General features: G+C 29.0%; 26 protein-coding genes. 15 read left to right on the forward strand and 11 right to left on the reverse strand.

Translation table 11 applies throughout. The features are described from left to right. Positions 1-42: 42 nt before the first annotated feature. On the reverse strand, positions 43-726 hold the full coding sequence (gene rsmI / locus N187_RS02085; RefSeq protein WP_025419606.1) for a 16S rRNA (cytidine(1402)-2'-O)-methyltransferase: 684 nt from the start codon (positions 724-726) through the stop codon (positions 43-45). A gap of 249 nt (positions 727-975) precedes the next feature. Here rsmI and N187_RS02090 point away from each other — a divergent pair, with 249 nt between their 5' ends. Further along, positions 976-1,296 carry a hypothetical protein gene (locus tag N187_RS02090; protein WP_025419607.1) on the forward strand — a complete coding sequence of 107 codons (321 nt, stop codon included), beginning with the start codon at positions 976-978 and terminating at the stop codon, positions 1,294-1,296. Between the two features lie 19 nt (positions 1,297-1,315). Here the strand turns inward: N187_RS02090 and N187_RS02095 are convergent, their stop codons facing one another. Then, positions 1,316-1,705 (reverse strand): DUF1893 domain-containing protein, encoded by a 390-nt coding sequence (locus tag N187_RS02095; protein ID WP_025419608.1) that lies wholly within the window; start codon positions 1,703-1,705, stop codon positions 1,316-1,318. Between the two features lie 102 nt (positions 1,706-1,807). On the opposite strand from N187_RS02095, the gene N187_RS02100 reads away from it, so the two are divergent. The 3 genes from N187_RS02100 (at position 1,808) to N187_RS02110 (ending at position 4,068) form a co-directional block, all read left to right on the forward strand. After that, positions 1,808-2,386 (forward strand): YigZ family protein, encoded by a 579-nt coding sequence (locus N187_RS02100; protein WP_025419609.1) that lies wholly within the window; start codon positions 1,808-1,810, stop codon positions 2,384-2,386. 192 nt (positions 2,387-2,578) lie between these two features. Further along, positions 2,579-3,331, forward strand: coding sequence for a ParA family protein (locus tag N187_RS02105; RefSeq protein ID WP_025419610.1), 753 nt, complete (start codon positions 2,579-2,581; stop codon positions 3,329-3,331). 2 nt (positions 3,332-3,333) lie between these two features. Beyond that, positions 3,334-4,068: a hypothetical protein gene (locus N187_RS02110; RefSeq protein ID WP_025419611.1), complete on the forward strand. Its 735-nt coding sequence runs from the start codon at positions 3,334-3,336 to the stop codon at positions 4,066-4,068. On the opposite strand, the gene N187_RS02115 is transcribed toward N187_RS02110, so the two are convergent. From N187_RS02115 to gyrB, 3 genes are all read right to left on the reverse strand, one after another. After that, positions 4,030-4,812 (reverse strand): ParB/RepB/Spo0J family partition protein, encoded by a 783-nt coding sequence (locus tag N187_RS02115; protein ID WP_025419612.1) that lies wholly within the window; start codon positions 4,810-4,812, stop codon positions 4,030-4,032. The two genes, N187_RS02110 and N187_RS02115, sit on opposite strands and share 39 nt — an antisense overlap. 132 nt (positions 4,813-4,944) lie before the next feature. Continuing rightward, the gene (gyrA, locus tag N187_RS02120; RefSeq protein WP_025419613.1) at positions 4,945-7,380 is read right to left on the reverse strand and encodes a DNA topoisomerase (ATP-hydrolyzing) subunit A; all 2,436 of its coding nucleotides are present in this window, start codon (positions 7,378-7,380) and stop codon (positions 4,945-4,947) included. Positions 7,381-7,391: 11 nt separating this feature from the next. After that, positions 7,392-9,296, reverse strand: coding sequence for a DNA topoisomerase (ATP-hydrolyzing) subunit B (gene gyrB, locus N187_RS02125; RefSeq protein WP_025419614.1), 1,905 nt, complete (start codon positions 9,294-9,296; stop codon positions 7,392-7,394). Positions 9,297-9,545: 249 nt separating this feature from the next. On the opposite strand from gyrB, the gene dnaA reads away from it, so the two are divergent. From dnaA to N187_RS02180, 11 genes are all read left to right on the forward strand, one after another. Beyond that, a complete protein-coding gene (gene dnaA, locus N187_RS02130) occupies positions 9,546-11,000 on the forward strand; it encodes a chromosomal replication initiator protein DnaA (RefSeq protein WP_025419615.1) in 1,455 nt (484 codons plus the stop codon). Between the two features lie 239 nt (positions 11,001-11,239). Further along, the gene (gene dnaN / locus N187_RS02135) at positions 11,240-12,400 is read left to right on the forward strand and encodes a DNA polymerase III subunit beta (RefSeq protein WP_025419616.1); all 1,161 of its coding nucleotides are present in this window, start codon (positions 11,240-11,242) and stop codon (positions 12,398-12,400) included. 20 nt (positions 12,401-12,420) lie between these two features. Continuing rightward, entirely contained in the window at positions 12,421-13,488 is a 1,068-nt protein-coding gene (gene recF / locus N187_RS02140) for a DNA replication/repair protein RecF (protein WP_025419617.1), read from the forward strand. Next, complete coding sequence (locus tag N187_RS02145; protein ID WP_025419618.1) at positions 13,469-13,768, forward strand: DciA family protein; 300 nt, start codon at positions 13,469-13,471, stop codon at positions 13,766-13,768. Before recF ends, N187_RS02145 begins: the two co-directional genes overlap by 20 nt. 90 nt (positions 13,769-13,858) lie before the next feature. After that, positions 13,859-14,014 carry a 50S ribosomal protein L34 gene (gene rpmH / locus N187_RS02150; protein WP_025419619.1) on the forward strand — a complete coding sequence of 52 codons (156 nt, stop codon included), beginning with the start codon at positions 13,859-13,861 and terminating at the stop codon, positions 14,012-14,014. After that, positions 13,995-14,339 (forward strand): ribonuclease P protein component, encoded by a 345-nt coding sequence (gene rnpA / locus N187_RS02155; protein ID WP_025419620.1) that lies wholly within the window; start codon positions 13,995-13,997, stop codon positions 14,337-14,339. The genes rpmH and rnpA overlap by 20 nt, the downstream gene beginning before the upstream one ends. Continuing rightward, positions 14,336-15,973: a membrane protein insertase YidC gene (yidC, locus tag N187_RS02160; protein ID WP_025419621.1), complete on the forward strand. Its 1,638-nt coding sequence runs from the start codon at positions 14,336-14,338 to the stop codon at positions 15,971-15,973. Before rnpA ends, yidC begins: the two co-directional genes overlap by 4 nt. Continuing rightward, entirely contained in the window at positions 15,970-16,692 is a 723-nt protein-coding gene (gene jag / locus N187_RS02165; RefSeq protein ID WP_025419622.1) for an RNA-binding cell elongation regulator Jag/EloR, read from the forward strand. Before yidC ends, jag begins: the two co-directional genes overlap by 4 nt. Positions 16,693-16,842: 150 nt before the next feature. Then, a complete protein-coding gene (locus tag N187_RS02170; protein ID WP_025419623.1) occupies positions 16,843-17,901 on the forward strand; it encodes an NAD-dependent epimerase/dehydratase family protein in 1,059 nt (352 codons plus the stop codon). Between the two features lie 131 nt (positions 17,902-18,032). Next, positions 18,033-19,112: a class II fructose-bisphosphate aldolase gene (fbaA, locus tag N187_RS02175; RefSeq protein WP_025419624.1), complete on the forward strand. Its 1,080-nt coding sequence runs from the start codon at positions 18,033-18,035 to the stop codon at positions 19,110-19,112. 228 nt (positions 19,113-19,340) lie between these two features. After that, positions 19,341-19,751 (forward strand): Hsp20/alpha crystallin family protein, encoded by a 411-nt coding sequence (locus tag N187_RS02180; RefSeq protein WP_025419625.1) that lies wholly within the window; start codon positions 19,341-19,343, stop codon positions 19,749-19,751. 21 nt (positions 19,752-19,772) lie between these two features. On the opposite strand, the gene aspS is transcribed toward N187_RS02180, so the two are convergent. The 6 genes from aspS to N187_RS02210 are packed head-to-tail and all read right to left on the reverse strand — an operon-like array spanning position 19,773 to position 26,022. Continuing rightward, positions 19,773-21,527: an aspartate--tRNA ligase gene (aspS, locus tag N187_RS02185; protein ID WP_025419626.1), complete on the reverse strand. Its 1,755-nt coding sequence runs from the start codon at positions 21,525-21,527 to the stop codon at positions 19,773-19,775. A 3-nt stretch (positions 21,528-21,530) separates the two neighbouring features. Next, positions 21,531-23,651, reverse strand: coding sequence for a cation:proton antiporter domain-containing protein (locus tag N187_RS02190; protein ID WP_025419627.1), 2,121 nt, complete (start codon positions 23,649-23,651; stop codon positions 21,531-21,533). Beyond that, complete coding sequence (locus N187_RS02195; RefSeq protein WP_025419628.1) at positions 23,648-23,929, reverse strand: HPr family phosphocarrier protein; 282 nt, start codon at positions 23,927-23,929, stop codon at positions 23,648-23,650. The genes N187_RS02190 and N187_RS02195 overlap by 4 nt, the downstream gene beginning before the upstream one ends. A gap of 20 nt (positions 23,930-23,949) precedes the next feature. Continuing rightward, positions 23,950-24,240 carry an HPF/RaiA family ribosome-associated protein gene (locus N187_RS02200; RefSeq protein WP_025419629.1) on the reverse strand — a complete coding sequence of 97 codons (291 nt, stop codon included), beginning with the start codon at positions 24,238-24,240 and terminating at the stop codon, positions 23,950-23,952. Continuing rightward, on the reverse strand, positions 24,230-25,486 hold the full coding sequence (gene rpoN / locus N187_RS02205; RefSeq protein WP_025419630.1) for an RNA polymerase factor sigma-54: 1,257 nt from the start codon (positions 25,484-25,486) through the stop codon (positions 24,230-24,232). The genes N187_RS02200 and rpoN overlap by 11 nt, the downstream gene beginning before the upstream one ends. Before the next feature lie 2 nt (positions 25,487-25,488). Continuing rightward, on the reverse strand, positions 25,489-26,022 hold the full coding sequence (locus N187_RS02210; protein ID WP_025419631.1) for a chromate transporter: 534 nt from the start codon (positions 26,020-26,022) through the stop codon (positions 25,489-25,491). Between the last annotated feature and the right edge of the window lies 1 nt (position 26,023).

Genomic DNA, 26,023 nt, shown 5'->3' on the forward strand with positions numbered 1-26,023 from the left:
AAATTTCTCTCATAATTGCAAAACACATGTTATTAGAATATATCAATTATACAAAGCTTTAGATTTTCTACTAACCAAAACCGTAAATTCTCCTTTACTTTTGTTATTTACCTCAAAATATTTTTTTAATTCTAAAGGCTTACCAACTTTATATTCCTCATATAATTTCGTCATCTCACGTCCAACAAGAACATTAGCATCTAAATTTACTAAAGAAATCTCAAATAACAATTTCAAAATCCTATGACTAGATTCAAGGAGAACAAACGCATCGCCTTTATGGTAAAGTTCCTCAATTCTTTTTATCCTTTTAATCCCTTTGTTCGGCAAAAACCCTTCAAAGACTATAACTTTATCTTTAAAAGGATTTACACTAATAATTGCATTAAAAGAACTAATACCTGGAATAGGACAAACCTTATACCCATTTTTAAATGCTGCATCAACAAGTAAACCACCAGGATCACTAAGACAAGGTGTTCCCGCATCACTAACAAAAGCTACATTTTTTCCATTAGATAAGTATTCTAACAATAACCCAATTCTCTTATGCTCTATTACTGCATTACAGGAAATTAACTTTTTAACAATACCATAATGAGATAAAAGCCTATTAGTAATTCTTGTATCCTCAGCAAAGATAACATCAACTAACCTTAAAATATCAATCGCACGATACGTAATATCACCTAAATTACCTATGGGTGTTCCCACAATGTATAACACATAATCTCCTTAAAATTTCAAAATACAACTCATCAAAATTGAATTAAATTACCATTTCATAAGAATGATATTTAATACCCAAATTCTCATCACAAAAATTCCACATAAATTAATTATCCTTGAAATACCTTGTAATTTAATAAAAATAATTAGTTTTTATATGACTATATAATAAAATATCCATTTTTATGCTATATTTATATTGTTATTTAATTTTAACGACTGCAAACTAAAAGGCGGTAAATTTTTATGTTTAAACTCATCAAAAAGATATTCATGATTTATTTCCTGTGCATCACGCTTGCTGGACTTGTCATGATTTTCATCGACAGTAAATTCTCTGAAAGAGAAACTACCCGAAACGGCAAAACTCAAATTACTAAACATACAATCGATCCAAATTTAGTTATGTTTACCTCTGCAATAGGAGGATTTTTGGGAATTTATTCCGGAATATGGCTTTTTGATCATGAAAAAGACAATTTTTACTTAAACTGGGGAAGCCTATTAACATTAATATATAATGTGATATTAATTCTCTCTGTATATCCTAAAAGTAAAAACAAATAAATTGAATTTTTAAGAAGTTTTAATAATTGCTTACAATAATCCCTCTCTTAATCATATATTTATAAATTTCTTCTGGATTTTCTAAACTTTCTATTAAATTTTCAGTCTTATCATTTATTTTTTCCACCAGTCTTTTAAAACTTACTTTTATCCCTCTACTTTCCAAAAAGTCCTTTGCTGGTTGAGAAATGACACCTGCCTGCAAATTTTGAAGTCCAATATTATAAATAATAACAGCAGCAGCCTTACCTACAACTTTATCATAAATTTCCAAACCTTCTTTATTTTGAATGTATTTATTAATGAAATTATCAACCTCCAAGAGGGGCTTTAAACCTCTTTCCATATTAGAGTAAAGTATTTTATGTTCTTTAAACAATCTTAATGTAGGATTTAAACCTGATATCATTTTTAACCCCTCTTAAAAACTTGCAAAAAAATAATCACTATTAATCATATACATAAATTAAAAATACTTCAACACACAAAATATGATATATTATTAAACTAAATGATACTAATTCCTAAAGAAAATATTTATGCAAAAATTGAAGTTAAAAAATCAATTTTTTCATCATATATTTTTTATGTAGAGAAAAGAGAAGAGATAAACAAAATATTAAGAGAATATAAATTGAAATTTAAAAATGCAACTCATGTAGTATACGGATTTAGAATTGGTAATTCAAATTCATTTATAAATGGAATGAGCGATGGCAAAGAACCACGATTAACAGCTGGAAAACCTACTCTAGACGCCATATTAAATAAAAATTTAACAGACACATTAATTATTACAGTACGCTATTTTGGAGGCACTCTACTTGGAAAAGGAGGTTTAACAAAAGCATATTTCAAAGCAGCACAAGAAGTAATTACAAAATCAAAATTAATAGCAAAGGAAGAAATTGAAACATTATATCTTAACTTAGATTACAACCAATATAATTTATTTACACGAATAAAAAATAAAATAGGAATTAAAATTACAAATGCAAATTTTCTAGACAAAATAAACATCACAGTACAATTTAACATAAAAGACAAAGAAAACATCATAACATTTTTGAAAGAAAATTTCATAATCTAATTTTACTTAATCAATTCATTACAGTAACTTAATTAAATTTCAAACCCTATTAACATCTAATTAGATTAAATGTCTAAAATGCATAAATTATTTTATCGTTTCAACAATAATTTTATATACAATTGTTATCATTTTTATTAGTTATGTTCTACAATAGAATATTATTAATATACACAATAAGAGAAAACTTTTATGAAAATAATATCCATTATTAATCAAAAAGGTGGTGTTGGTAAAACAACCAGTGCTATAAACATTGCCTACTCAATTACACTGCTTAATAAAAATGCTCTCCTAATAGACATTGATTCACAAGGAAATACAAGTAGCGGAGTTAATATTTTAAAAAAAGAAGATATAAATTCAAGTTATGAACTTATATATAAAAAGAAAAAAATCAAACCCATTAAAAATTTTAACTTGGATATCATTCCTTCAAGTCTTAAGCTAGCACTACTTGAGAAAGAATTAGTACACGAAATCGCAAGGGAGAATTTTCTAAAAAACGCCTTAGAACAATATAAACAAGATAATTACGATTTTATTATTCTTGACTGTCCTCCTACTCTATCAATAATCACAATAAATGCTCTTGTTGCAAGTAAATACCTTTTAATACCAATAGAAACAGAATTTTTTGCATTTGAAGGAATTAATCAACTATTAGATACAATAACTGCTGTCAAGCAAATAAATAAAGACCTAGAGATTGCCGGTGTTTTTATAAATAAATATGATATCAGAAATAAAAGCAAAGAAAAATATATTGATTATCTAAAAAAAGTATTCAAAGAAAAATTTTTAAATACAAAAGTAAGAAAAAATATAAGCATTTCCAAATCTCAAGAAAAAAATGTACCAGTATACATGTATAACAAAAAAAGCAATGCAGCAAAGGATTTTTTAGAGCTTACAAAAGAAATAATAAAAAAAATCAAAGGATAGAAATGTCAGATAATTTAGAAACTCTAATGGCTTTAATGGGCCAAAAGTTAAAAAAAAATGAAAAAAAAGAAAACACCTTGACAAAACAAGAATTAATCTTAGTTCAAAACAAAAGTTTTAAATACGAAAAATTAGACAAAGAGATAGCCAATTTTTTAAAAATAAAGCAATATGAAATTTTCAACATATTCAACAACACATACACAGAAATTGGAAGAATACTAAAAGAAGCACAAGAAAAATTACGTGGAAGCAATCAACATGACGGACTTTTTTACAAATGGTTTACTAGTATGGGCTTTAAGAAGGATAAAGTTTATTCATTAATATCAAGATATGAATTGCTTATCGAAAATTCCGACAAGCAATTCATAATAAAAAACTTACCACTATCGCTCTCATATGAAATTTCTAAAAAATCCTGCCCTACTCATTTAAAAATGGAAGTCCTTAATGGTAAAATAAAATCTTTAAAAGAATTTAAATCACGCTACCAAAAAGATGAACTCGATAAAAAAAATTCTAGAATCAACCTTAACAAAACACAACTTAAAATAGAAGATACTACAAAATTAATAGATATACTATTACAAGAACTAAAAAATATTAAAAAAATTAAATTAGAAAATTTAGAAAATAAAAAAAATTTTTTGATTATTTTAAAAGAAATACAACAAAAAATAAATCATATAAAAAAACTACTTAATACTATCAAAGATAGCAATAATTCTTTCTAAATCAGATGCTGTAAAATAACTTATCTCAATCTTACCTTTTTCTTTGCTTCCCTTAATGCTTATTTTAGTTTGTATTCTACTTATTAAAAATTCTTTAATACTATTTAAAAAAGGATCCCTTAAAATTTCTGATTTATCATTAGCAGGTTTATAAAAATTTTTAACATAATTTTCCGCATCCCTAACGGACAATTTCTTTTTTATTATTAAAAGATAAAGTCCATATCTATCCTGATTATCCTTTAATGATAATAAAACCTTAGCATGACCTAATGATATTTCCTTTTTATGTAAAGAATTCAATATTTCTTGTTCAAGTTCCAAAATTCGAACTAAATTAGCAATATAAGATCTATTTTTTCCTATTCTTTCAGACAAAGCTTTTTGAGTCAAAGAATGCTTATCCATAAGATTCTTATAAGCATAAGCTTCTTCAACAGGAGTTAAATTTTCCCTTTGAATATTTTCAATTAAAGACATAAAATCTTTATTTTTTCTAGTTGTCTCTATTTCTATAATAGGAATTTGCTTCATGCCAGCTAATTTAGCAGCTCTAAATCTTCGCTCACCTATTACTAGGTTATATCTACCATTATCATGAAAAACAACAATAGGTTGCAATATTCCATTCTCTTTTATAGAAATACTTAATTCCTCAAGCTCAGCAAGATTAATAGACTTTCTAGGTTGAGATTTATCCACATTTAAAAGATCAATATCTACCATTTTAAAAGCCTCTTTCATTATTATCAAAGCCCTCCTTGTAATAATACAAAATTTTGTAAAGTTGTTCTATGTCAATTTCAAATAAAGAAATAATAAAAAAAAAGAATGTTCCACGTGGAACATTCTAACAACATAACTAAAATTAATTTATCATTTAATAAATTTTGAAACAGATATCAATTTATCTCCCCCATCAAGAGATAATACTTGCATTCCTCTAGCATCCTTACCTTGTTCAGATATTTTGTCAACTAATGTTCGTAAAATTTTTGAACTCTTACTTACAAGTAATATTTCATCATCCTGTGCAACTGTAATAGCATCAACAACTGCACCTGCCTTCTCATCAGATTTTTTATAACAAGTATAACCAGTAGCTCCCCTTTTAAGTTCAGATACTTTAGATATTTCTAATCTCTTTCCATATCCATTCTCAGAAACAACTAGAAGATGAGATCCTTGCCTTATTGCTAACGCCTTAATAAAAACATCACCTTCTCTTACTTTCATGCCAGACACACCCTGAGTCCCTCTATGTGTAAGCCTAATATCATTTGAATTAAATGTAAACGCATTGCCTTTCTTAGAAATACAAATAACTTTTTCATCCTTAGAAACAATTTCAGCACTTGTAACAAAATCCTTATCATCAAGTTTAATGACAATTACACCCCTTGATTTAATTGTTTTAAAATCTTCTGTTCCAATACGAGCTATTTTCCCATTTGCGGTAGTTATTAATAAATAATTATTCACAGATAATTCATTGCAATTTTTAATAGCCAATATTTCTTCTGTTTCCCCCAGATTAACAAGTTTACGAATATCTTGTCCTCTTGAAGTTCTAGAAGTATCTTTAATTCCATAAACATTAATTACATAAATTTTCCCTTCATTTGAAATCATTAATAAAAAATCATGGGTATTTACACATAAAGCAATATTAACTTGATCTCTATCTTGTAATTCAAAAGAACTAAGGCCCTTACCACCTATACCTTGAAGTTTATACTCATCCTGTAAAATTCTTTTAATAAAACCTTGCTTTGTAAGAATAACAATAACATTTTCCCTCTGCATTAAATCTGACATACTAGTTTTTAAAACCTCCTCATCATAAATTATTTTTGTTCGGCGCTCATCGCCAAATTTCAAACTTAAATTAATAATCTCTTCCCTTACAATATTAACAATTCTCTTTGGACTAATAAGAATATCTTCATAATCCTTTATTAAAGCTAAGATAACTTTAAATTCCTCTTCAATTCTTTCGATTTCAAGAGATGTTAATTTTTGTAATTTCATATCCAATATAGAATTAGTTTGAATTTCTGATAAACTAAATTCTTTAATAATACATTCCTTAGCATCCTTTATAAATCTAGAAAATCTTATTATTTCTATCACCCTATCAATACTTCTTAAGGCAACATTTAACCCTTCAAGGATGTGCGCCTTTTCTCTTGCCCTCTTTAAATCAAACTCTACCCGCCTTCTAACAATTTCCTTTCTATGCTCAATAAACTCAGATATAAGATCTCTTAAATTTAATTGTTTTGGAATACCATTAACAAGAGCCAAGTTATTTATGCTAAAATTTTTCCTCAGTTCAGTATATTCATAAAGCAAATTCATAACAATATTAGGATCAAAGCCTTTTTTAATTTCAAGGACAATTCTAATACCCTCACGATCCGACTCATCCCTTATATCAGATACACCTTCAAGCTTCTCTTCTTTCACCAACAATGCAATTTTCATAAGCAAAAAAGACTTATTAACAGCATAAGGTATTTGTGTAATTATAATAGTACTATGATCTTCAAACTTTTCTTCAATATGATATCGAGCTCGAATAACAACATTGCCTCTCCCTGTAGTATAAGCTTTAACTAAACCATCATTATAAACAATTTCAGCATAAGTAGGAAAATCTGGCCCTTTAACTATTTCAATTAAATCATAAACAGAAACATTATCATGATCTAACATATAAACTATGGCATCACAAATTTCCCTCAAATTATGTGGAGCCATATTTGTTGCCATTCCAACGGCAATTCCACTAGAACCGTTGACTAATAGAAATGGAAAAGCAGCTGGCAAAACTTCAGGCTCAAGCAAAGAATCATCATAATTGGCTTTAAAATCAACAGTTTGCTTATCTATATCTCTAACAAGCTCCTCAGCTATTTTTGCCATTCGAGCTTCAGTATACCTCATAGCGGCAGGAGGGTCACCATCAATAGAACCAAAATTTCCCTGTCCACTTACTATAGGGTATCTTAAAGAAAAATCTTGTGCAAGCCTCACAAGTGCTTCATAAATAGATTGATCACCATGAGGATGATATTTACCAAGAACATCTCCAACGATTCTTCCAGCTTTCTTAAATGCCTTTTCAGACCTAAGCCCCATTTCGTGCATTGAATAAAGAATCCTTCTGTGAACCGGTTTAAGACCATCCCTTACATCAGGAAGGGCTCTAGAAATAATAACAGACATTGCATAATTCAAATATGAAGTTTTCACTTCATCTTCAATTTTTATATTTAATATTTGCTCTTTATTTTCTTCAACTGCCATTAATGCTCCAATTATACATCCAGATTTACTACATCAAGCGCATTTTGTTCAATAAATTCTCTTCTAGGCTCAACATCATCTCCCATAAGAGTAACAAAAATTTTTTCAGCCTGTATAGCATCATCTATCTCTATTAATTTCATCTTTCTAGTAGCAGGATTCATAGTAGTTTCCCAAAGTTGTGCAGGATTCATCTCTCCAAGTCCCTTATACCTTTGAAGACTAATTTTATCTCTCTTGCTAGCTTCAATCGAGTTTAAAAAATCTTCTTTTCCCAAATCATCATAAAAATAATGCACTCTATTTTCATATTTAATTTTATAAAGAGGAGGCATAGCTATATATACATGTCCATTATCAATTAACCCCCTCATGTAACGAAAGAAAAAGGTAAGAAGCAATGTTCTAATATGTGACCCATCAACATCAGCATCAGCCATAATAATAATCTTATGATAGCGAAGTTTTTCAATATAAAAATTTTTTCCAACACCAGCACCAAGAGATGCAATTATTGGAATAAGCTTATCATTTGTAATAACCTTATCTTCTCGTGTCTTTTCAACATTAAGCATCTTACCCCACAATGGTAAGATAGCTTGAGAAAACCTATCTCTTCCCATTTTTGCGCTTCCCCCTGCAGAATCACCTTCCACAATATAAATCTCTCTCTCAACCGGATTTTTAGAAGCACAATCTGCCAATTTTCCAGGCAAAGCTAAGCTTTCAAATGCACTTTTTTTCCTCTCAGATTCTCTTGCTTTTCTTGCAGCCTCACGCGCACGGGCAGCCCTTATTGCCTTATTAATAATAATATCTACTTCTAAAAGATTATCACCAATAACTTTCAAAAGTCCATCATGTACAATATTTTCAACAATTTTTCTTACATAAGAATTTCCCAATTTTCCTTTAGTTTGGCCTTCAAACTGAGGATCTGGAATCTTAATAGAAATTACCGCTGTTAAACCCTCTTTAAAATCATCTAACGTAAGATTTGGAACATCTTTCTTACTTATCTTTGAATCCTTAAAAGCTTCAATCATGGCTTTCAAAAAACCATTCTTAAAGCCAGCAACATGAGTTCCCCCCTCCCTAGTATTAATATTGTTTACAAACGACAAAATATTATCCGAATATCCTTCAGTCCATCTAAGTCCAACACTAACACTAACATCATCGCAAGCTCCTTCAATAAAATAAGGCTTGCTCTGAATATTTTTGTTACCATTTGTTATATAGTCTACAAAAGCCCTTATTCCACCTTCGAAATAAAATTCTAAAAACCTTTCCTTCCCCAATCTCCTATCTTCAATTGAAATTCGTACATTATCATTTAAAAACGCAAGTTCTCTGAATCTTTTAGATAAAGTTTCAAAATCATATTCTAAAGTTTCAAAAATCTCACAGTCAGCTAAAAAAGTAACCTTAGTACCCCTAGAAGAACTTACTCCAACAATCTCAACCCCAGATGTCGGAACACCTTTTGAATAACTCTGCTTAAAAACCTTTCCATCCCTACTAACAATCACTTCTAAAAAAGATGATAAAGCATTAACAACTGAAATACCAACCCCATGAAGTCCACCAGAAACCTTATAAGTACCTTTATTAAATTTTCCTCCAGAATGTAGCTTAGTCAAAACAAGTTCAAGAGCACTAATTCCTTCCTCTTCATGAATATCTGTAGGAATTCCTCTACCATTATCATTTACTGTTATAGAATTGTCTGAATTTATAATAACCTCTACTTTATCACAAAATCCTGCTAAAGCCTCGTCAATGCTATTATCAACCACCTCATAAACCAAGTGATGCAATCCATTAATTGAAACAGATCCAATATACATACCAGGCCTTTTTCTAACAGCTTCAAGGCCCTTTAACACTTGAATATTACTAGCAACATAACTCATAAACCTTCCACACAATTAATCATAATATAGATATAAGCAAATTTTACATTAAAAACAATATAATATCTATTAAATAGCATAAATTACAAAACACATTTACATGCGTATTAAAAACAATAAATTTTCAATGCCCATACAAATAGTTAAGGTAATGTTCCAGTTTATTATTATACTATATACTTATACATACATAATGCTAATAATCAAAAAGATATAATAATAAAGAGCCAAAATAAATGAGGATAAGATATGCAAGAGGGAAAAAACATATGGAGTTTAATTTTAGCAGCAATAAGAAAAGAGCTTTCTGAAGAAGAATTTTACATATGGTTTGAAAATTTATATTTCACAGATGCAAATAGCAAGAGTATAATAATAACCGCTCCAAATTCTTTTCATAAAAATCAAGTAGAAAAGAGATTTTCCAAAAGAATAAAAGAAATTCTCATTGAAAAAGGCCATAACACAATTAATGTCGAATTTATAAATCCACAAAATGAATCCAAGGACCATAACATTGAACAAAAAAATACTCCAGTAAAAGACAGTTCTATACAACAAGATTCACTATCAAAAAGAGAAACCTTTAAAATCAATACTAAGAACATAATAGATAGCACAAAACAATATGCTATGAAAGAAGAAATTCATACAAAATATAGAAATCCTTTTCTTAAGAAGAAATATACATTTGAAAATTTCATTATAGGCCCAAACAATAAGCTTGCATATAATGCAAGCTTATCAATTGCAAAAAATCCTGGTAAAAAATATAATCCATGCCTAATTTATGGTGGAGTTGGACTTGGCAAAACACATTTACTTCAAAGCATAGGAAATAAAACAGAAGAATTACATAAAGACTTTAAAATACTATATGTAACTGCCGAAAATTTTTTGAACGAATTTGTAGAAAGCATAAAAACAAATGAAACAAAAAGATTTAAAAAGAAATACCGGCATCTAGACATGCTACTACTAGACGATATTCATGACTTACAAAAAAAAGAAGGTATACAAGAAGAACTTTTTCACACTTTCAATGCTCTTTATGAAGACAATAAACAAATGGTATTTACATGCGATAGACAACCCTCAGAACTCATAAATTTTACAGATAGGCTAAAAAGCAGATTTACAAGAGGATTAAACGTAGATATATCAAAACCAAACTTTGAACTAAGAGTAGCTATTATAGAAAAAAAAGCAGAAGAAGATGGCATTAAAGTTCCAAAAAGCATTCTCAATTTAGTTGCTAAAAAAGTTACAACAAACATAAGAGATCTTGAGTCTGCTGTAACAAAATTAAAAGCCCACATAGATCTCGAAGACATAGAAATTGATACTAGTATAGTAGACAAAATAACCAAAGAGATAATAGCCTATGAGAACGATAATAAAAATACACATCACAAAATAAATATTGAGAGCATAAAAAAAGTCATATTAAGGGAATTAAAACTTACAAATAAGGACATTGAAGGTAATAGTAAAAAACCTGAAATCACAAAAGCAAGACATATTTACGCTTATCTTTTGAGGAATTTTACAGAGCTTTCAACAATTGAAATAGGTAAAATCATTGGAGGAAAAACCCATTCAACGGTACTTTATTCAATAAATAAAATAGATAAAGAAAGAAACAATGACCTAGAAATTAACAATTTAATCACAGAACTTATGAACAAAATAAACAAAAACTAACAAAACTCACAAAATTTAAAATATCTTTGAACAAATTAAACAAATAATTCATCAAAAAACATAAACAATTAAACATACCTATCTAATTATATTACAATAAAATATATAGAATTAAACAATTAGACAGCCTTCTACTAACACAACTATTAAAATATAATAAAAAGACATACGAATAACAAAGACAAAATTTGCTCTCGTAAAACCTGAGAGATGATAATATAATAAAAGGGGGTGAAACATTGAATGAAAAATTTATACTGTGCGATACGGGACAAATCTCAAACGAGGTTGATAAAGCCAAAAGCATAATTCTGAACAGAAACATAAATGATATATGGAGCGCAATACTGCTTGAAGTAAAAAATTCTAACTTAACAATAAAAGCAACAGATAGGAACATCTTTTTCGAAAGTACAATTCCAATTGTCTCAACAGAAAATTTTAAGGTACTCATCAATGCTTCAAACTTCTCAGACGCAGTAAAGGCACTAAACTTGTACAATGAAATAAAGATAAAGTTTATCGAAGATAAAAGTAGACTGAACATTATTGGAGAATCAGAAAATAAAAATGAAAATTACTTGAGCGATCACTCAAGCGAGCCGACTTTCTCCAATGAAGAGATTGAAAATTACAGTTATGACATAAATGGAGATACTTACAACATTATATTTGAGTTAAGCCAGAGAGAGTTCAAGAAAGTTATAAACAAAGTCTCATTCTCAGCCTCACATGATGAATCTAAGAATGTCTTAAATGGGATTTACTTTACAAAAGACAAGAACTCTGTACTAACACTTGTTTCTACTAATTCGCATAGGATGTCCATATATAAAACAGAGTTAATACTTGAAGAGGACATTAATTTCATTGTACCTGTTAAAATGTTTAACCTTTTAAGGCAAATGATGACAGGAGAAGGCATGATAAAAATCAAAGTTTCTAATAGAAAATTTTATGTCGAGTTTAACAATTATAGGATAGCTTGCAGCTTGATAAGTGGAAACTACCCTGATTATGAAGGCATAATACCAAATGAGCAACAAAACAGAGCATTAGTCGAGGCTAGTATTTTAAAAGATAGGCTTTCAAGAGTAAACTCTTACACAGACAAAAGATCTAAAAAGGTTATTCTAAATTTTTCCAGTACTCAACTGAGACTTAAAGCAGAAGATCCAATCATAGGAAGGAAGGGGGAATTTTTTATACAAAATCCCAATTATGATTATGATGGAGTCGAGGAAATTATCGCTATTAATAGTGCTTATCTTGTGGAAGCAATGAGCGTGTTTCATACTTCAAGGTTAGAGATAAAATTTAGTGGAGGAGGTATCTTAAAACTAAGTGAACCGGAGAATTCTGACTTTATTCATTTAATAATGCCCATGGTACTAAACTAAAATACATTTTTATTGGTAAGATGATAAAGAAAATTGAACTTTTTAATTTCAAAAATATAGAAAATCAGGTCATTAATTTTGATTTTAATCATATTTATTTTTGTGGAGAAAACGGTTCAGGTAAAACTAACATTCTTGATGCTATTTATTGTCTTGCTTTTGCATCTTCGTTTTTAGTCAATACCGATAGAGAGCTTATTACGTATGGTAAGACTGAATTTTATTTAAAGTGTTTCTACGAAACTAAAGGAAGTGATGGGGAGATTAGTTTATCGTTTAGGAATGGAAAAAAAGAAATAAAGGTTAATAATAGTCTCATAAAAGATAGGAAAGATTTGATATTAAACATTCCAACAATTGTTTTTTCAAATTATGATACTGATTTTATCATTGGAGCTCCAGCTAAGAAGAGATGGTTTTTCGATCAGGCAATAAGTTTTATTTCGTTAAGTTATTTAGATTCTCTGAGGAAATATCGAAAGATTTTGAAACAAAGAAATTTAATTTTAAGACAAGGTGATAGGGATTTACTTAAAGTTTACAATGAAATTTTCGTTGATTATGCTCTTGAGATAACAAAAATGAGGAAAAATTTTATAAAGCATTTTTATGAGTTTTTTAAATATTATTATTCACTTATTTTTGATGTTTCTTATAATTTAGAAATTAAATATTTACCTTCTGTTAAATTTTGCGGAAGAGATGAGTTTTTAAAAACTTTGTTTTTAAAAGAGAAAGATGAACTTTTAAATGAGGTCACTTTAATAGGCCCGCACAGAGATTTATATGAAATATTAAGTGGAGCAAGAGTGTTTACTCATCATTCTTCAACAGGACAAATCAGGGCACTTGCTTTGATTTATAGGCTTGTTCAGGTTATTATTTTTAATAAACGATTTGGTATAGCTCCTATTTTGCTTTTTGACGATGTGTTTTTAGAATTGGATAGTGTGAGAAGAAAGAGGGTCTTTGATATATTGCCAAAGGATTCACAATGCTTTTTTACATTTTTGGATGACTGTTATGATATTAAACAGGATAATAATTTTGTAGTATACAGGGTTAAGAATGGAAGGTTTGAGCTTTAAAAAAGCTTCTGATATAATTAAACAATATTTAGATTCGGATATATATGCTAATGAAAAGCTAAATGCCAGTTTTATTCTGTCTAAAAATTGGCAAATTATCTTTAAAGACCTTGCGGATAGTGTAAAATTGTTGAGTTTGAAGGATAATAATATATTATTTGTTGCTGTGAAGAATTCAAGTATTTTATATAACATTTCCCTTAATAGATCAAAAATATTAAAATTGATAAAAGAGTCTACAGGTCTTGAGATAGTAGATATAAAGGTTTTGATAAAGTAGTTTTATTGACAATTGTGATTGTATAATATAATATTGTAGTGTTTAACTTACATCTTATAAGTAAAGAATGTTTTTGATTGGAGGACTTTTTTGAAGAGGACTTATCAGCCGAGTCGGGTTAAGAGGAATAGAAAATTTGGATTTAGAGCTAGGATGAAAACTAAGGATGGAAGACTTATTCTTGCCAGAAGAAGAGCTAAGGGAAGATCAAAATTAACTGTTTCCGATGAAAAAAAGAAATATTAAGATAAAATCGAAGGTAGAAATTCAAGAGCTTTTTAAGAAAGGTAGATTGATTAGGATCGAAGGGATTAATGTATTTTATAAGTTTACAGGTTTATCGCTCTCTAGGATACTTGTTACGTTTCCTAGAATTTTTAAAGGTGCTGTTAAGAGAAATCGTGTTCGGAGAATTTTTAAGGAATGTTTTAGGAAACAGCTTGCTTTATTCAAAGATAGGTATTTTGATTGTATTTTCGTAATTTATCCTCAAAAAGCAAATGTTAACTACTACGAAGTTAAGGGTATACTAAAAAGTATAAGTGTATATATCATGGAGAGGAAGATGTGAGTCATAGTAGAAGAATTTTAAGAGCTATTTATTTATCTTTATTTTTTATTGGTATGTTTATGCTTATTGATGATATTTTTTTCTCTCGGAAATCTCCTTCTATAATGGGTAGGGAAATTGGGTTTGACTTAGATAAAAATTTTGGTATTGATGCTTCTTTAGTTGATGAGGATTATACCTTAAGTTTGATTGCTCATTCTAAAGATATTATTATTGAGACTAGCATATATCGTGCTACTTTTTCTACGTTTGGTGGAAATTTAATTTCTTTAAAGCTTAAAAACCATTTAAATTTAGAGAAAGAGCCAACCGAGATTGTTAAGGTTGGTGTTGCCAGGGAAGGTCTTTTTTATATTACTTTTGATAACTTAACCAAGAGTGTGTTTTTATATGACAGAGTGGATGACTATACGCATGATTTTAAGACTAATTTTGAATATAATGGCAAGCATTATGAGTATATAAAGAGGTATACGTTTTCAGATAGAAATGAATATTTAATTAAGCTTGAAATTTTTTTAAATAATGTTGATGTTAATAATAATCTTGGTATTGATTCTTATAATTTTGTATTGAGTTCTAATATTGAAAAGTTAAGCGAGAGAGGTAAGCTACAATATAATAATTATTTATCTCAGGCTATTTATTATGATAATAAGCTTAGATATGGTAAGGATGGTTTGAGTGTTATTAATCCTAGATGGGTTGGTGCAGGTACTAAATATTTTGGAGTTTTAGTTTGCAAAGAAAACATGGATATTGAATTTAAGCAGGAGGATGAAGTTTTAAAGGCTTTTATTTTAAACAAAGTAGATGGCAAAAATATTAGTGATACTTTCTATATTTATGCGGGTCCTAGAGATAACAGATATTTGGATATTTTTGATGAAGAGAATCTTAATAATTTTGGTTTATATAATGTTGGATTTGGAATGTCTGTAGAAAAGAGCTTGTTATATTTTATTCAAGCTCCTATGAATTTGATAATGCAAACTTTCTATAATGTTATTCCTAATTGGGGACTTTCAATAATGTTTTTGACAATTGTTGTAAGAATACTTATATTCCCTTTGACTTTTAAAAGTTTTAGGGCTACAGCAGAACTTTCTAAATTGCAGCCAAAAATGAAGGAGATACAGGTAAAATTTAAGGATGATCCTAGAAGATTAAATGAAGAGATGAGTAAACTTTATAGAGAAGAGGGTGTTAATCCTCTTGGGGGATGTTTGCCTATTCTTTTGCAACTGCCTGTGTTTTTTGCTCTTTATGGGCTTGTAAATAATTTCTTTTTACTAAGGGGGGCTAGTTTTATTCCAGGTTGGATTGATGATTTGTCAATTGGTGATAGTATATATCATTTTGGGTATAAAATTTTTATGTGGACTGATATTAGAATTTTACCTTTTATTATGATGATTACTCAGTTGTTATCTACAATGATTAGTTCTAATGTGAATTTTAAAAGTCTTGGATCACAACAGAAATTTTTATATTTTGGTATGCCCATTATGTTTTTTTTCATACTTTATGATATGCCCTCAGGGCTTTTGATCTATTGGATTACAACCAATATTTTTACTATTTTACAACAATACTATATAAAGATGAATGTATCTGAAAGGAGGAACAGATGAGTTATGAGTTTTATGGAAAAACAGAACAAGAAGCAATTAAAAAGGCAATGAGAGATCTTGATTTAAGGGAAGGCGAGTTTGATGTAGAAATTTTGGACAAGGAAAAGGTTGGTTTTTTATTTAAAAAAGAGATGATTAAGATAAAGGTGTCTCCTCATATTAAAGAAGATGTACTCAAATCTGAGGTTCAGATTGATGAAGAGATTTATAATAAGGTTTTAGATTTTATTAAGGAAATGATAAATAAAATGGGTTATTGCGTTGATTTGAAGATTGGATCTAGAGAAGGTGAGTATATTAAGATTGCTATTGAGACGGATAATCCAAATATCTTGATTGGAAGAGAGGGTAAAAATTTAGATGCGTTGCAGCTTTTGGCAAATGTTTACATGTCTAGGCTTATTGGCGATAATGGTAATTTTAATAGGATAATATTAGATATTGAAGATTATAGAGAAAGATTTAAATCAAGATTTATTAATTTGGCAATAAACTCCTTGCATAAGGTTAAGAGAAGTAGACGTTCTATTCTTTTACCAACGATGAATCCTTTTGAGAGAAGAATTATTCATACTACTTTGAATCGTTATAGTGATATTAAGACAGAGAGTGAAGGAGATGGAAATTTAAAGCGAGTCAGGATTTCTTATGTTAGAAATAGCAAATATAATAGTAATTTTCGCAGTTATCAAAAAAGAGATGCTAATGTTAGAAAGTAAAATATTTGCTTTCAATATTTATAAACTGGTAATTTATGATTGTTTGGACTTTGCTTGAATTATGAGACAGATGTTTAATTAGTCGCTTTGTAGTTATGAGACAAGGATGGTTAATTTATTGTTTAGTTAGTAATTTATGGTGGTTGTTGTATGAGAGTATTTTTAACGGGTATTGCGGGATTTATTGGATTTCATGTTGCTAAGAGGCTTGCTGATGATGGGCATGAAGTTTTAGGTATTGATGTTCTAAATGATTATTATGAACCTAATTTTAAATATGAAAGGTTAGAAGTTTTAGGATTTGATCGTGAGGACATAAGTAGTGGAAAAGTTATTCAGAGCAATAAATATAGTAATTTAAGTTTTATTTATCTTGATATTTTAGATAAAGAGCAAGTTTTATCTCTTTTTGCTGATTATAAATTTACGCATGTTTGTCATTTAGCGGCTCAAGCTGGCATTAGAGATAGTATTAAAAATCCCGATAGTTATATTTCAGTTAATATTGTTGGTTTTTTTAATGTTTTGGATGCATGCAGAATATATAAAAGTTGTATTGAGCATTTTGTCTATGCCTCAACATCTGCAGTGTATGGAATAAATGAAAATATGCCTTCAGATGAAGATAGTATTACGGATCATCCTTTAAATTTGTATGCGGCTAGCAAGAAATCTAATGAGGTAATAGCACATGCTTACAGTTCATCTTTTAATATTCCGACAACAGGACTGAGGTTTTTTACGGTTTATGGTCCTTATGGACGACCTGATATGGCATTGTATTTGTTTGCAGATGGTATTGCAAAACAAACTTCTATTAATGTTTTCAATAATGGAAATATGGCTAGGGACTTTATATATGTGGATGATGTTGTAGATTGCATATATAATGTACTTAGAAAGCCAGCTGAGAGTGATAGTAATTTTGATGTACGAAATCCCAATTCTTCAAGTTCTCTTGCTCCGTATAGAATATATAATATAGGTACAGGATATGCCATTAAGCTTACGGATTTTATTAATGAACTTGAAGTCAATCTTGGAAATAAAGCTTGTAAAAATTTTTTATCTATGCAAAAAGCAGATGTTGTAGAGAGCTGTTGTGATATTTCAAAACTTAAAAATGATTTTGCTTATGAGGCCTTAACCTCTATTAAGGACGGGATAAAAAAATTTGTAAGTTGGTATAAATCCAAGATGGTTAAGTAATGTATTTATCGGCATTCAGTCTTTATATTTTTTAATTTTTTGAGGTTTTATTTTTATAAAATAAAATCAATTTTATGGTTAAGGTATATAATAAAGATATATGTCAGTTTATGAGGAAGGAGGTGTTAGAGGTGGGTGTTTTAGATAAGATTAAGCCAGGAGTGGTTTATGGTGAGGAACTCCATACTTTATATGAAATATGTAAGAGTGAAGGCTTTGCAATTCCTGCAATTAATTGCGTAGGTACAAACTCAATTAATGCTGTTTTAGAAGCAGCAAAGGAGATTAATTCTCCTATTATGATACAGTTTTCAAATAGTGGTTCTAGTTTTATTTGTGGTAAGGGATTGAAAATTGAAAAACCTCAAGGAACTTCTATACTTGGAGCCATTTCTGGTGCTATGCATGTTCATTTAATGGCAGAATATTATGGAGTACCTGTTGTTCTTCATACAGATCACTGTGCAAATAAATTAATTCCTTGGGTTGAAGGGCTATTAGAATATGGCGAGAAATATTATAAAGAGCATAAAAAACCTTTATTTTCTTCACATATGCTAGATTTATCTGAAGAGCCAATTAAAGAAAATATTGAGATATCAAAAAAGTTCTTAGAGCGAATGTCTAATATTGAAATGTTTTTGGAAATTGAGCTTGGAATTACTGGTGGTGAGGAAGATGGTGTTGATAATTCAGATAGAGCACATCATGAATTATTTTCTACACCTGAAGATATTTACTATGGGTATTCTGAGCTTATGAAAGTTAGTCCTAATTTTCAGATTGCAGCAGCTTTTGGAAATGTCCATGGAGTTTATAAACCTGGAAATGTTCAACTTACTCCTAAAGTATTAAGAGATGGACAAAATTATGTTATATCAAAGACTAATTCAAGTAATCCAAAGCCTGTTTCTTATGTATTCCATGGTGGCTCTGGATCTACAATAGAAGAGATTCATGAGGCACTCTCTTATGGTGTTGTTAAAATGAACATTGATACAGACACTCAGTGGGCTGCTTGGGAAGGTATATTGAATTATTATAAGAAGAATGAAAATAGATTACAAGGACAACTTGGTGATGGTAGTGATGCTGATGTTCCAAATAAAAAGTTTTATGATCCAAGAGTGTGGCTTAGAGAATCTGAGATTAGCATGAAAGAACGTGTAAAACTTGCCTGCAAGAACCTTAATAATGTTAATAGAAATTGAGATAAGTGTAATTAATAATTTTAGCTTGTCGCCTATAAAGGCGACTTTTTTATTTGTGTGTATTTATTATACATAAATACACTTTCTTATTAGATTTATGTTCCATTTATTCTCATTGCAGTTATGATTCTTGTTTGTTTGTTTGAATAGTTATTTAATATTTGATTTGAATATTTGGTATGGTTTTTGCAAGAGGTTTTTTATAAATTTATAAAAAAGGAGTTTTATATGTTGTTGACAAATTATAAGAAAAATTTTCTGGATTTTTTAAATGATGATTTTGATTTTATGAGTCCTAGAGGTATTCAAGATGTTCCGGTTAATATTAAAGATGAGGGAGATTTATTTACTCTTGAAGTTTACTTGCCAGGAATAAAAAGAGAGGATATTTCAATTTCAATTAAAAATGATTATTTGACAATAAGTTATGATAGTAAGGATGAAACAGAAGAACAAAATGATAAGTATTTAAGAGTGGAGAGAAGAGATGTCTCTTTTACAAGAAGTTTTAGATTGTCTGGTAATATTGACCAAAATAAAATCAAATCAGAACTAAAAGATGGTGTTTTATTTGTTAAGCTTCCTAAAAAGGCAGAAGCTATTGAGAAAACTCAAGAGAAAAAGATTACAATTGAATAAGATAAGGGTGCTGTAGCATCCTTAATTTTTGTAATTTTCAATTGTTAAATTTAGTTCTCGTAGTTGTTCGTTTGAGATGGGGGAAGGGGATTTGTCAAGTGGACTGGCTGAAAATGAATTTTTTGGAAAGAGTATTACGTCTTTTATTGAAGTTGAATGGGTCATTAGCATTAAAAGTCGATCAATTCCAATGGCTATTCCTCCATGAATAGGAGCTCCATATTCTAGTGCTTTTAAAAAGAAACCAAATCTCTCTTCTGCTATTTCATCGTTAAATCCCACTATTTTGAAAATTCTTTGTTGAAGTTCTCTTGTATGGACTCTGATTGAACCTGAGCCAAGTTCCATTCCGTTTAATACAAGATCGTAAACTTCGCCTAATACTTTACTTGGATTGTTTTCTAGCATATGGATATATTTTTCTTGAGGAAGTGAGAACATATGGTGGGCTGCTTTATAGCTTTTTGTATCTTCATCATACTCAAATAAGGGAAAGTCATAAATCCATAAAAACTCAAATACATTCTTGTTTATTAGATTAAGTTCATTTGCAATCCTGGTTCTAACTTGTCCCATGGCTTTGCAAGCAGTCTTCCATGAATCCGATATAAAGAATATTATATCATTGTTTTCAAGTGAATAAGTTTCAATTAGAGTTTGTTTTATTTCATTTAAAAATTTGGCAATGCCTCCTGAAAATTCATTATTCTCTATTTTTGTGAAGTAAAGACCTTGTGTCTTGTAAATTCTGGCATGTTCTTCTAAGTTATTAATCTTACTTCTTGAAAAATTATGAGCTTGGTTTTTTATTATAAGTGCTTTTATTGTGCCTTTATTTTGTAATGTATCTTTGAAGATACTAAATGAAGATTTCTTGAAATGTTTGCTCATATCTTGTATTAATAATTTATATCGAGTATCTGGTTTGTCACTTCCGTATGTATTCATTGCATTTTTGTAAGTCATTCTTTTGAAGTTTTTGGGTAGGGTAATGTTTAGTGAATTTCTGAAAACGGTGAAAATAAGATTTTCTATTAATTTAAATATATTTTCCTTTTTTACAAAGCTCATTTCAAGGTCAAGTTGCGTGAATTCTGGTTGTCTGTCACCTCTTGAGTCTTCATCTCTGTAGCATCTAGCTATTTGAAAGTATTTATCAAATCCAGCTATCATTGTAAGTTGCTTATAAATTTGTGGTGATTGTGGTAATGCGTAGAAGTGTCCTTTGTGTATTCTTGATGGGACAAGGAAGTCTCTTGCGCCTTCTGGAGTTGATTTGACAAATGTTGGGGTTTCTAATTCTAAAAAATCTTTTTTTGTTAAGTAATTTCTAATTATGTGTATTACCTTGCTTCTTAGTATTATTTTTTGTTTTTGCTCTTCGCGTCTTAAATCCAAGTATCTATATTCAAGTCTTGCATTGTCATTCGCATTGTTATTTTCAATCATAAAAGGCAATTCATTACATTTTGTAATTATATCTATATTCTCTGCAAGTATTTCAAATGTTCCTGTTTTCATTTCTTTATTTACAAGCTCTGAAGGTCTTAACTCTAATCTCCCTTGGACTTTAATGCAGTATTCCATTTTTATTTGTGATGTTATCTTTAAAAGCTTTTCATCATTTACAATCACCTGTGCTTCATCATATCTGTCTCTGAGATTAATAAAGGTAACTTTTCCATGATGCCTTATTTTTTTTACCCAGGCATTTATTTCTACTCTTTTGTTTACAAATTTATCGTTTATTTGGTTGCATTTAATGATTTTGAACATAATTTATCCTACTATTATATTATAAATTTCTTTATTAGTTGTAGCTTTAAGCATTGCTTTTTTATTGGATCCAACCTTACCTACAATAGATGCTAAAATTCTAGGATAATTAATATACTCTTTTGCTGGGTATAGTATTAATATAAAGATGTGACTTAGATTTTTATCAATGGCATTAAAGTCGATTCCATTATGACTGATGCCAATGGCAATATGCATTTTTTTAATTAAATTAGTCTTTAAGTGAGGTATTGCAAATCCTTCTTTAAGGGCTGTAGTTATGAGTTTTTCTCTTTCCATTAAGTCTTGTAATATTGTTTCTTTGTCAATTTCAACTTTTATTACACCTAGTAGTTCTCTTAGTACTTCTATTTTATTTGTTGCTTTTAAGTCTAAAATAATATTTTCCTTTTTAATTCTTTTATCTAAGGCAATGTTACTGTGTATTTTATCGTAATTGATTGAGTAGTCTAACTTTTGTGCCTTTACAGAAACAGTTTTAACTTCTTCGGTTATTCTTTCTAAGTTTAAAATAGTTTCTCTAAACAAATCTTGTATTATGATTAGATGTTTGTTTGGACATTCAAATGTAATTTTACTTCCTTCTCTTTTTATTGATAGTGAAATATCATTTCGTCTTGCGTTTATGTATTGTGAGAAATCATTTTTTACTTGTTGAGTGAAGAATCCTTCGTTTCTTAGTTCATTTTTTAAGTCCCATACAAGTATTTTTGTTAGGTTGTCATATTTAAATGATACCGTGATTTGAGTATTCTGTTCTGTTTTCATTTCTTTCTTTAATCCGTTTTTATTTATTTGGAATAAAATATTGATTATTGGTGTTGCAATTATTGTTGGCAGGAAGACTATAATTATTATTATTCCAAATATTTTTTGAGTTATAAATTCAGAAGATAATGCTACATTTGCAATGATTAGTGATATTTCGCCTCTTGGCACCATTCCAAAAGCTATTCTTAATGCACCTAGCTTATTAAAGCCTAAAAAACACGATGGAATAAAGCAATATATGAGCTTTGTTGCTATAGCCATGAGACTTAGAAGGGTTCCCAGTATTAAGACTTCTTTTGATAATATTACATTAATGTCGGCCATGAGTCCTATTGATGTAAAAAATACTGGTATAAAAAATCTTTCAAATATTGTTAATTTATCTTGGATTACATATACAATATCTGTTTTTGACATAGCTAGTCCGAATATATAAGCTCCAATTACAAATGACATTCCTATGTTTTGGAAAAAGCTTGCAATAATAAAGGTGAAAGTAATAGTTATCACGGTTGCTAATGAGACACTGTTAAAACTTTTGAGTAATTTTGAAATTGGTTCTGATAAGGAGATCAATATAAATGTTAGACAAAACCAAATTAGTATGTTTTTAATTGTAGCTGTAATTGAAATTGCAATATCAATGTCTGAGAGTGATCTTGATATTGTTATTATACTTGTCAACATAATCATTGAAAGGACATCATCAATTATTGAAGTTGATATTATTGTAACTCCTTCTGATGTACTCATTTTTTTCTTAGCTGAGAGTATGCTTGCAGCAATTCCTGCAGAAGAAGGTGTTGCAATTATTCCTATAAAAAGAGCTATAGGACTAATGAATTGTACATCAAACAAAATAGTAGATAGTAGTGCAAAACTTGTAAAAGTACCCATGACTTCTGTTATTCCTATTAGTCCTCCACGTGGTAGGAACTTAAGGAATAATTTTAAGTCAGTTTCGAGACCTGCCATAAAGAGTAGAATGATTGAAGCTATTGTTGATATTGCAAATATTTCTTCATTTATTAGGTAATTATCACCAACACTAATGATTCCTGATGGGAATAATAAAGGCATTTTAATCTTTCCAAGAAATGTTGGACTTAATAATATGCCTGCTGTTATTTGTCCTATTACTTTTGGGATTCCAAGCTTGCCTACTAAGTTACCAAGGAGACTGGCTGATATTACAATGAGTGCTAGACTCATTATGAAGGAAGAGATTTTGGCATCAATATTGTAGCTAGTATCTTTCATATAATCTACTGTTCCAAATGAGAGAATTGGGTTTATTATGAATAATATTTTGTATAAGATTTTTTTGTTCATTCTTTAATCTCTTCTTTAAAGTTTGATTTTAATAGTTCTGATAGTTTATCAATTATTTCAGTTTCTTCTTTGCCATTTGCAATGATAGTTATTTTTTCTTTGTATATGACCCCAAGTATTATAATTTCGACTGTAGATTTGGCATTAGCTTTTCTTCCATCTTCTGTAACTAATTTTATATTACAAGAAGGGTATTTGCTTGCAAGTTCTGCAATCATGCTTGATGGTCTTGAATGCAGGCCCTCTTTATTAGTTATTTCAATTGTTATTGTTTGCATTTAGTTTTACTTGTTTATTTTTACTGTGTTTTTTTATCTTTTTCTTTATTTGCTGTGTTTTGTAGTCTTTCTACTAAGTGTTCTATTAAAGCATATAATTCTTTGCCCTTTTCTGTAATATGTATTATTTTCCCCCAGTTAAAGTGAAGGTGAGCATCTATATCAAAAATATCGTGTTCTTTTTTGATTGTAATTTTGAGACTTTCTGAGTTTTGTTTAATATGTGTCCCAAGTTTTTCTAATTTTTTTATGATAAATTCTTTTGTGTCATTATTTAAATGATAATTAATGGCTTGTATTTTAGGTTCCATAAATTTCTCCTTCAAGTTTTAATTCATTTCTATATTTATTTACAGTTCTTCTTGAAATGGTGATTCCTTTAGATTTTAGTATAGCAGAAATTTGACTATCTACCATATTTTTATTTTGCTCTAATATTTCCTTTATTATTAGTTTAATACTTAATTTTGGAAATTCATTTGTTTTAGCACCTCCAATTGAATTAAATAATTTTCTAATTGGGATTGTGCCCCAGTCAAATTTTAAGTATTTATTTTTTATTGTTCTTGATATGGTTGATTTTGATAAATTAATTTTTGCAGATATGTCAGCTAGTTTCATTGGTCGTAGACTTTTAAACCCTCTTCGTAAGAATTCTTTTTGCAGTGTATATATTGCTATTCCTATTTTAGCTAATGTTTCATCCCTGTATCTTAAAGATTCAATTAACCATTTGGCTTGTTTATATTTTTTTGAATCTTGAACTTCTTGTTTTTTAATTTCTTTTTTGAAAATATTTACCTCTTTGATTTTTATCTTCAGTTTATTGTCTTTGTTAACAACAATAATATCTGGTTCAATATAGTTGTTTGTGTCATTTTTGTCTTTAAACTCAAATGTGGGATTAGGGTTAAGCTTAAGTTTAATTGTGTTAAGAGCATCATTTAAGTCTTGGGTATTAATGTTAAGTTCTTCTTTTAGTCTGTCTTGAGTATTTTCAAGCAAGTTTGCTCTTTCAAGGATTTTAATTATATTAGTATCCAGTTTATGATATTTTGCTTGTAGTATTAATGATTCTATTATGTTGGGCACGCAAATTCCTATTGGATCAAATTTTTGAATTAATTCAATCATTTTAGTTACTAGAGGCCAATCTTCTTTTTTAAAAAAATCATAAGGGTTGATTATATGAAATCCTTTGCTGTTTAGATTATTTATTATGATTTCTCCTATATTGATCTCAGTTTTACTGAGTCTTTGGATTCTTAGCTGTAATAGGAGGTGTTCTTTAAGAGAGGGTTTATGTGATTTTTTGGCCAGTGCAATTTCATATTGTGTTTTGTTATTATTATCTTCTCTATAAATCAATTTTCTAAATTTATAAGTTTTTAGTGTCTCAAAAAATATTTTATTTGAGTCTACTTGGAGGTATTCATTATGTTCAATTTCATTTAACATAATTTTTATTAGTTCTTTTTTGTCAAGACTTAGCATTTTGAGTGTATTAATTTGTGTTATTTGTAATTTTTGCATTAGCTTTAAGTTTTGTTTAAGCATCTTTACATAAAAGTATATATTATTCCACTGGATATTATTAGTATTGCAGGGATGGTGTTTCTATAAAGCAATAGAATTATTAAGTTCAATCCTGCAATTGCGATGCTTTTTAAAAGTTCTGTAGTATTATAGCTTATTTTTAAGGATGTACTTTTCAATAGAATAACTATAGTCATTATCCATAATGCTATAATGACAGGTTTTAAGTGTTTAAAATAGTAATTTAAGAAATTTATCTTATGCAGTACTGATATTATAAGGGTAATAATTAATATTGGTGCGGTTATTAGAGCTATTGTGGCAATTATTGCACCAGTAATTCCTGCTACTTTTGTGCCGACGTATGTTGCTACATTGATAGCAATAGGTCCAGGAGTAATTCTAGATATCGTAATGATATTAATAAATTCTTCTTTTGTTATCCATTCCTTATTAGCAACAATTTCCTTATTAATTATCGTTGCAATTCCGTTTCCTCCTCCGAAATTTAGAATTCCTATTTGAAAAAATGTAATGAATAAATTTATTAGGATCAAA

This window comes from Borrelia anserina Es, from assembly GCF_001936255.1.
Taxonomy (GTDB): Bacteria; Spirochaetota; Spirochaetia; order Borreliales; family Borreliaceae; genus Borrelia; species Borrelia anserina.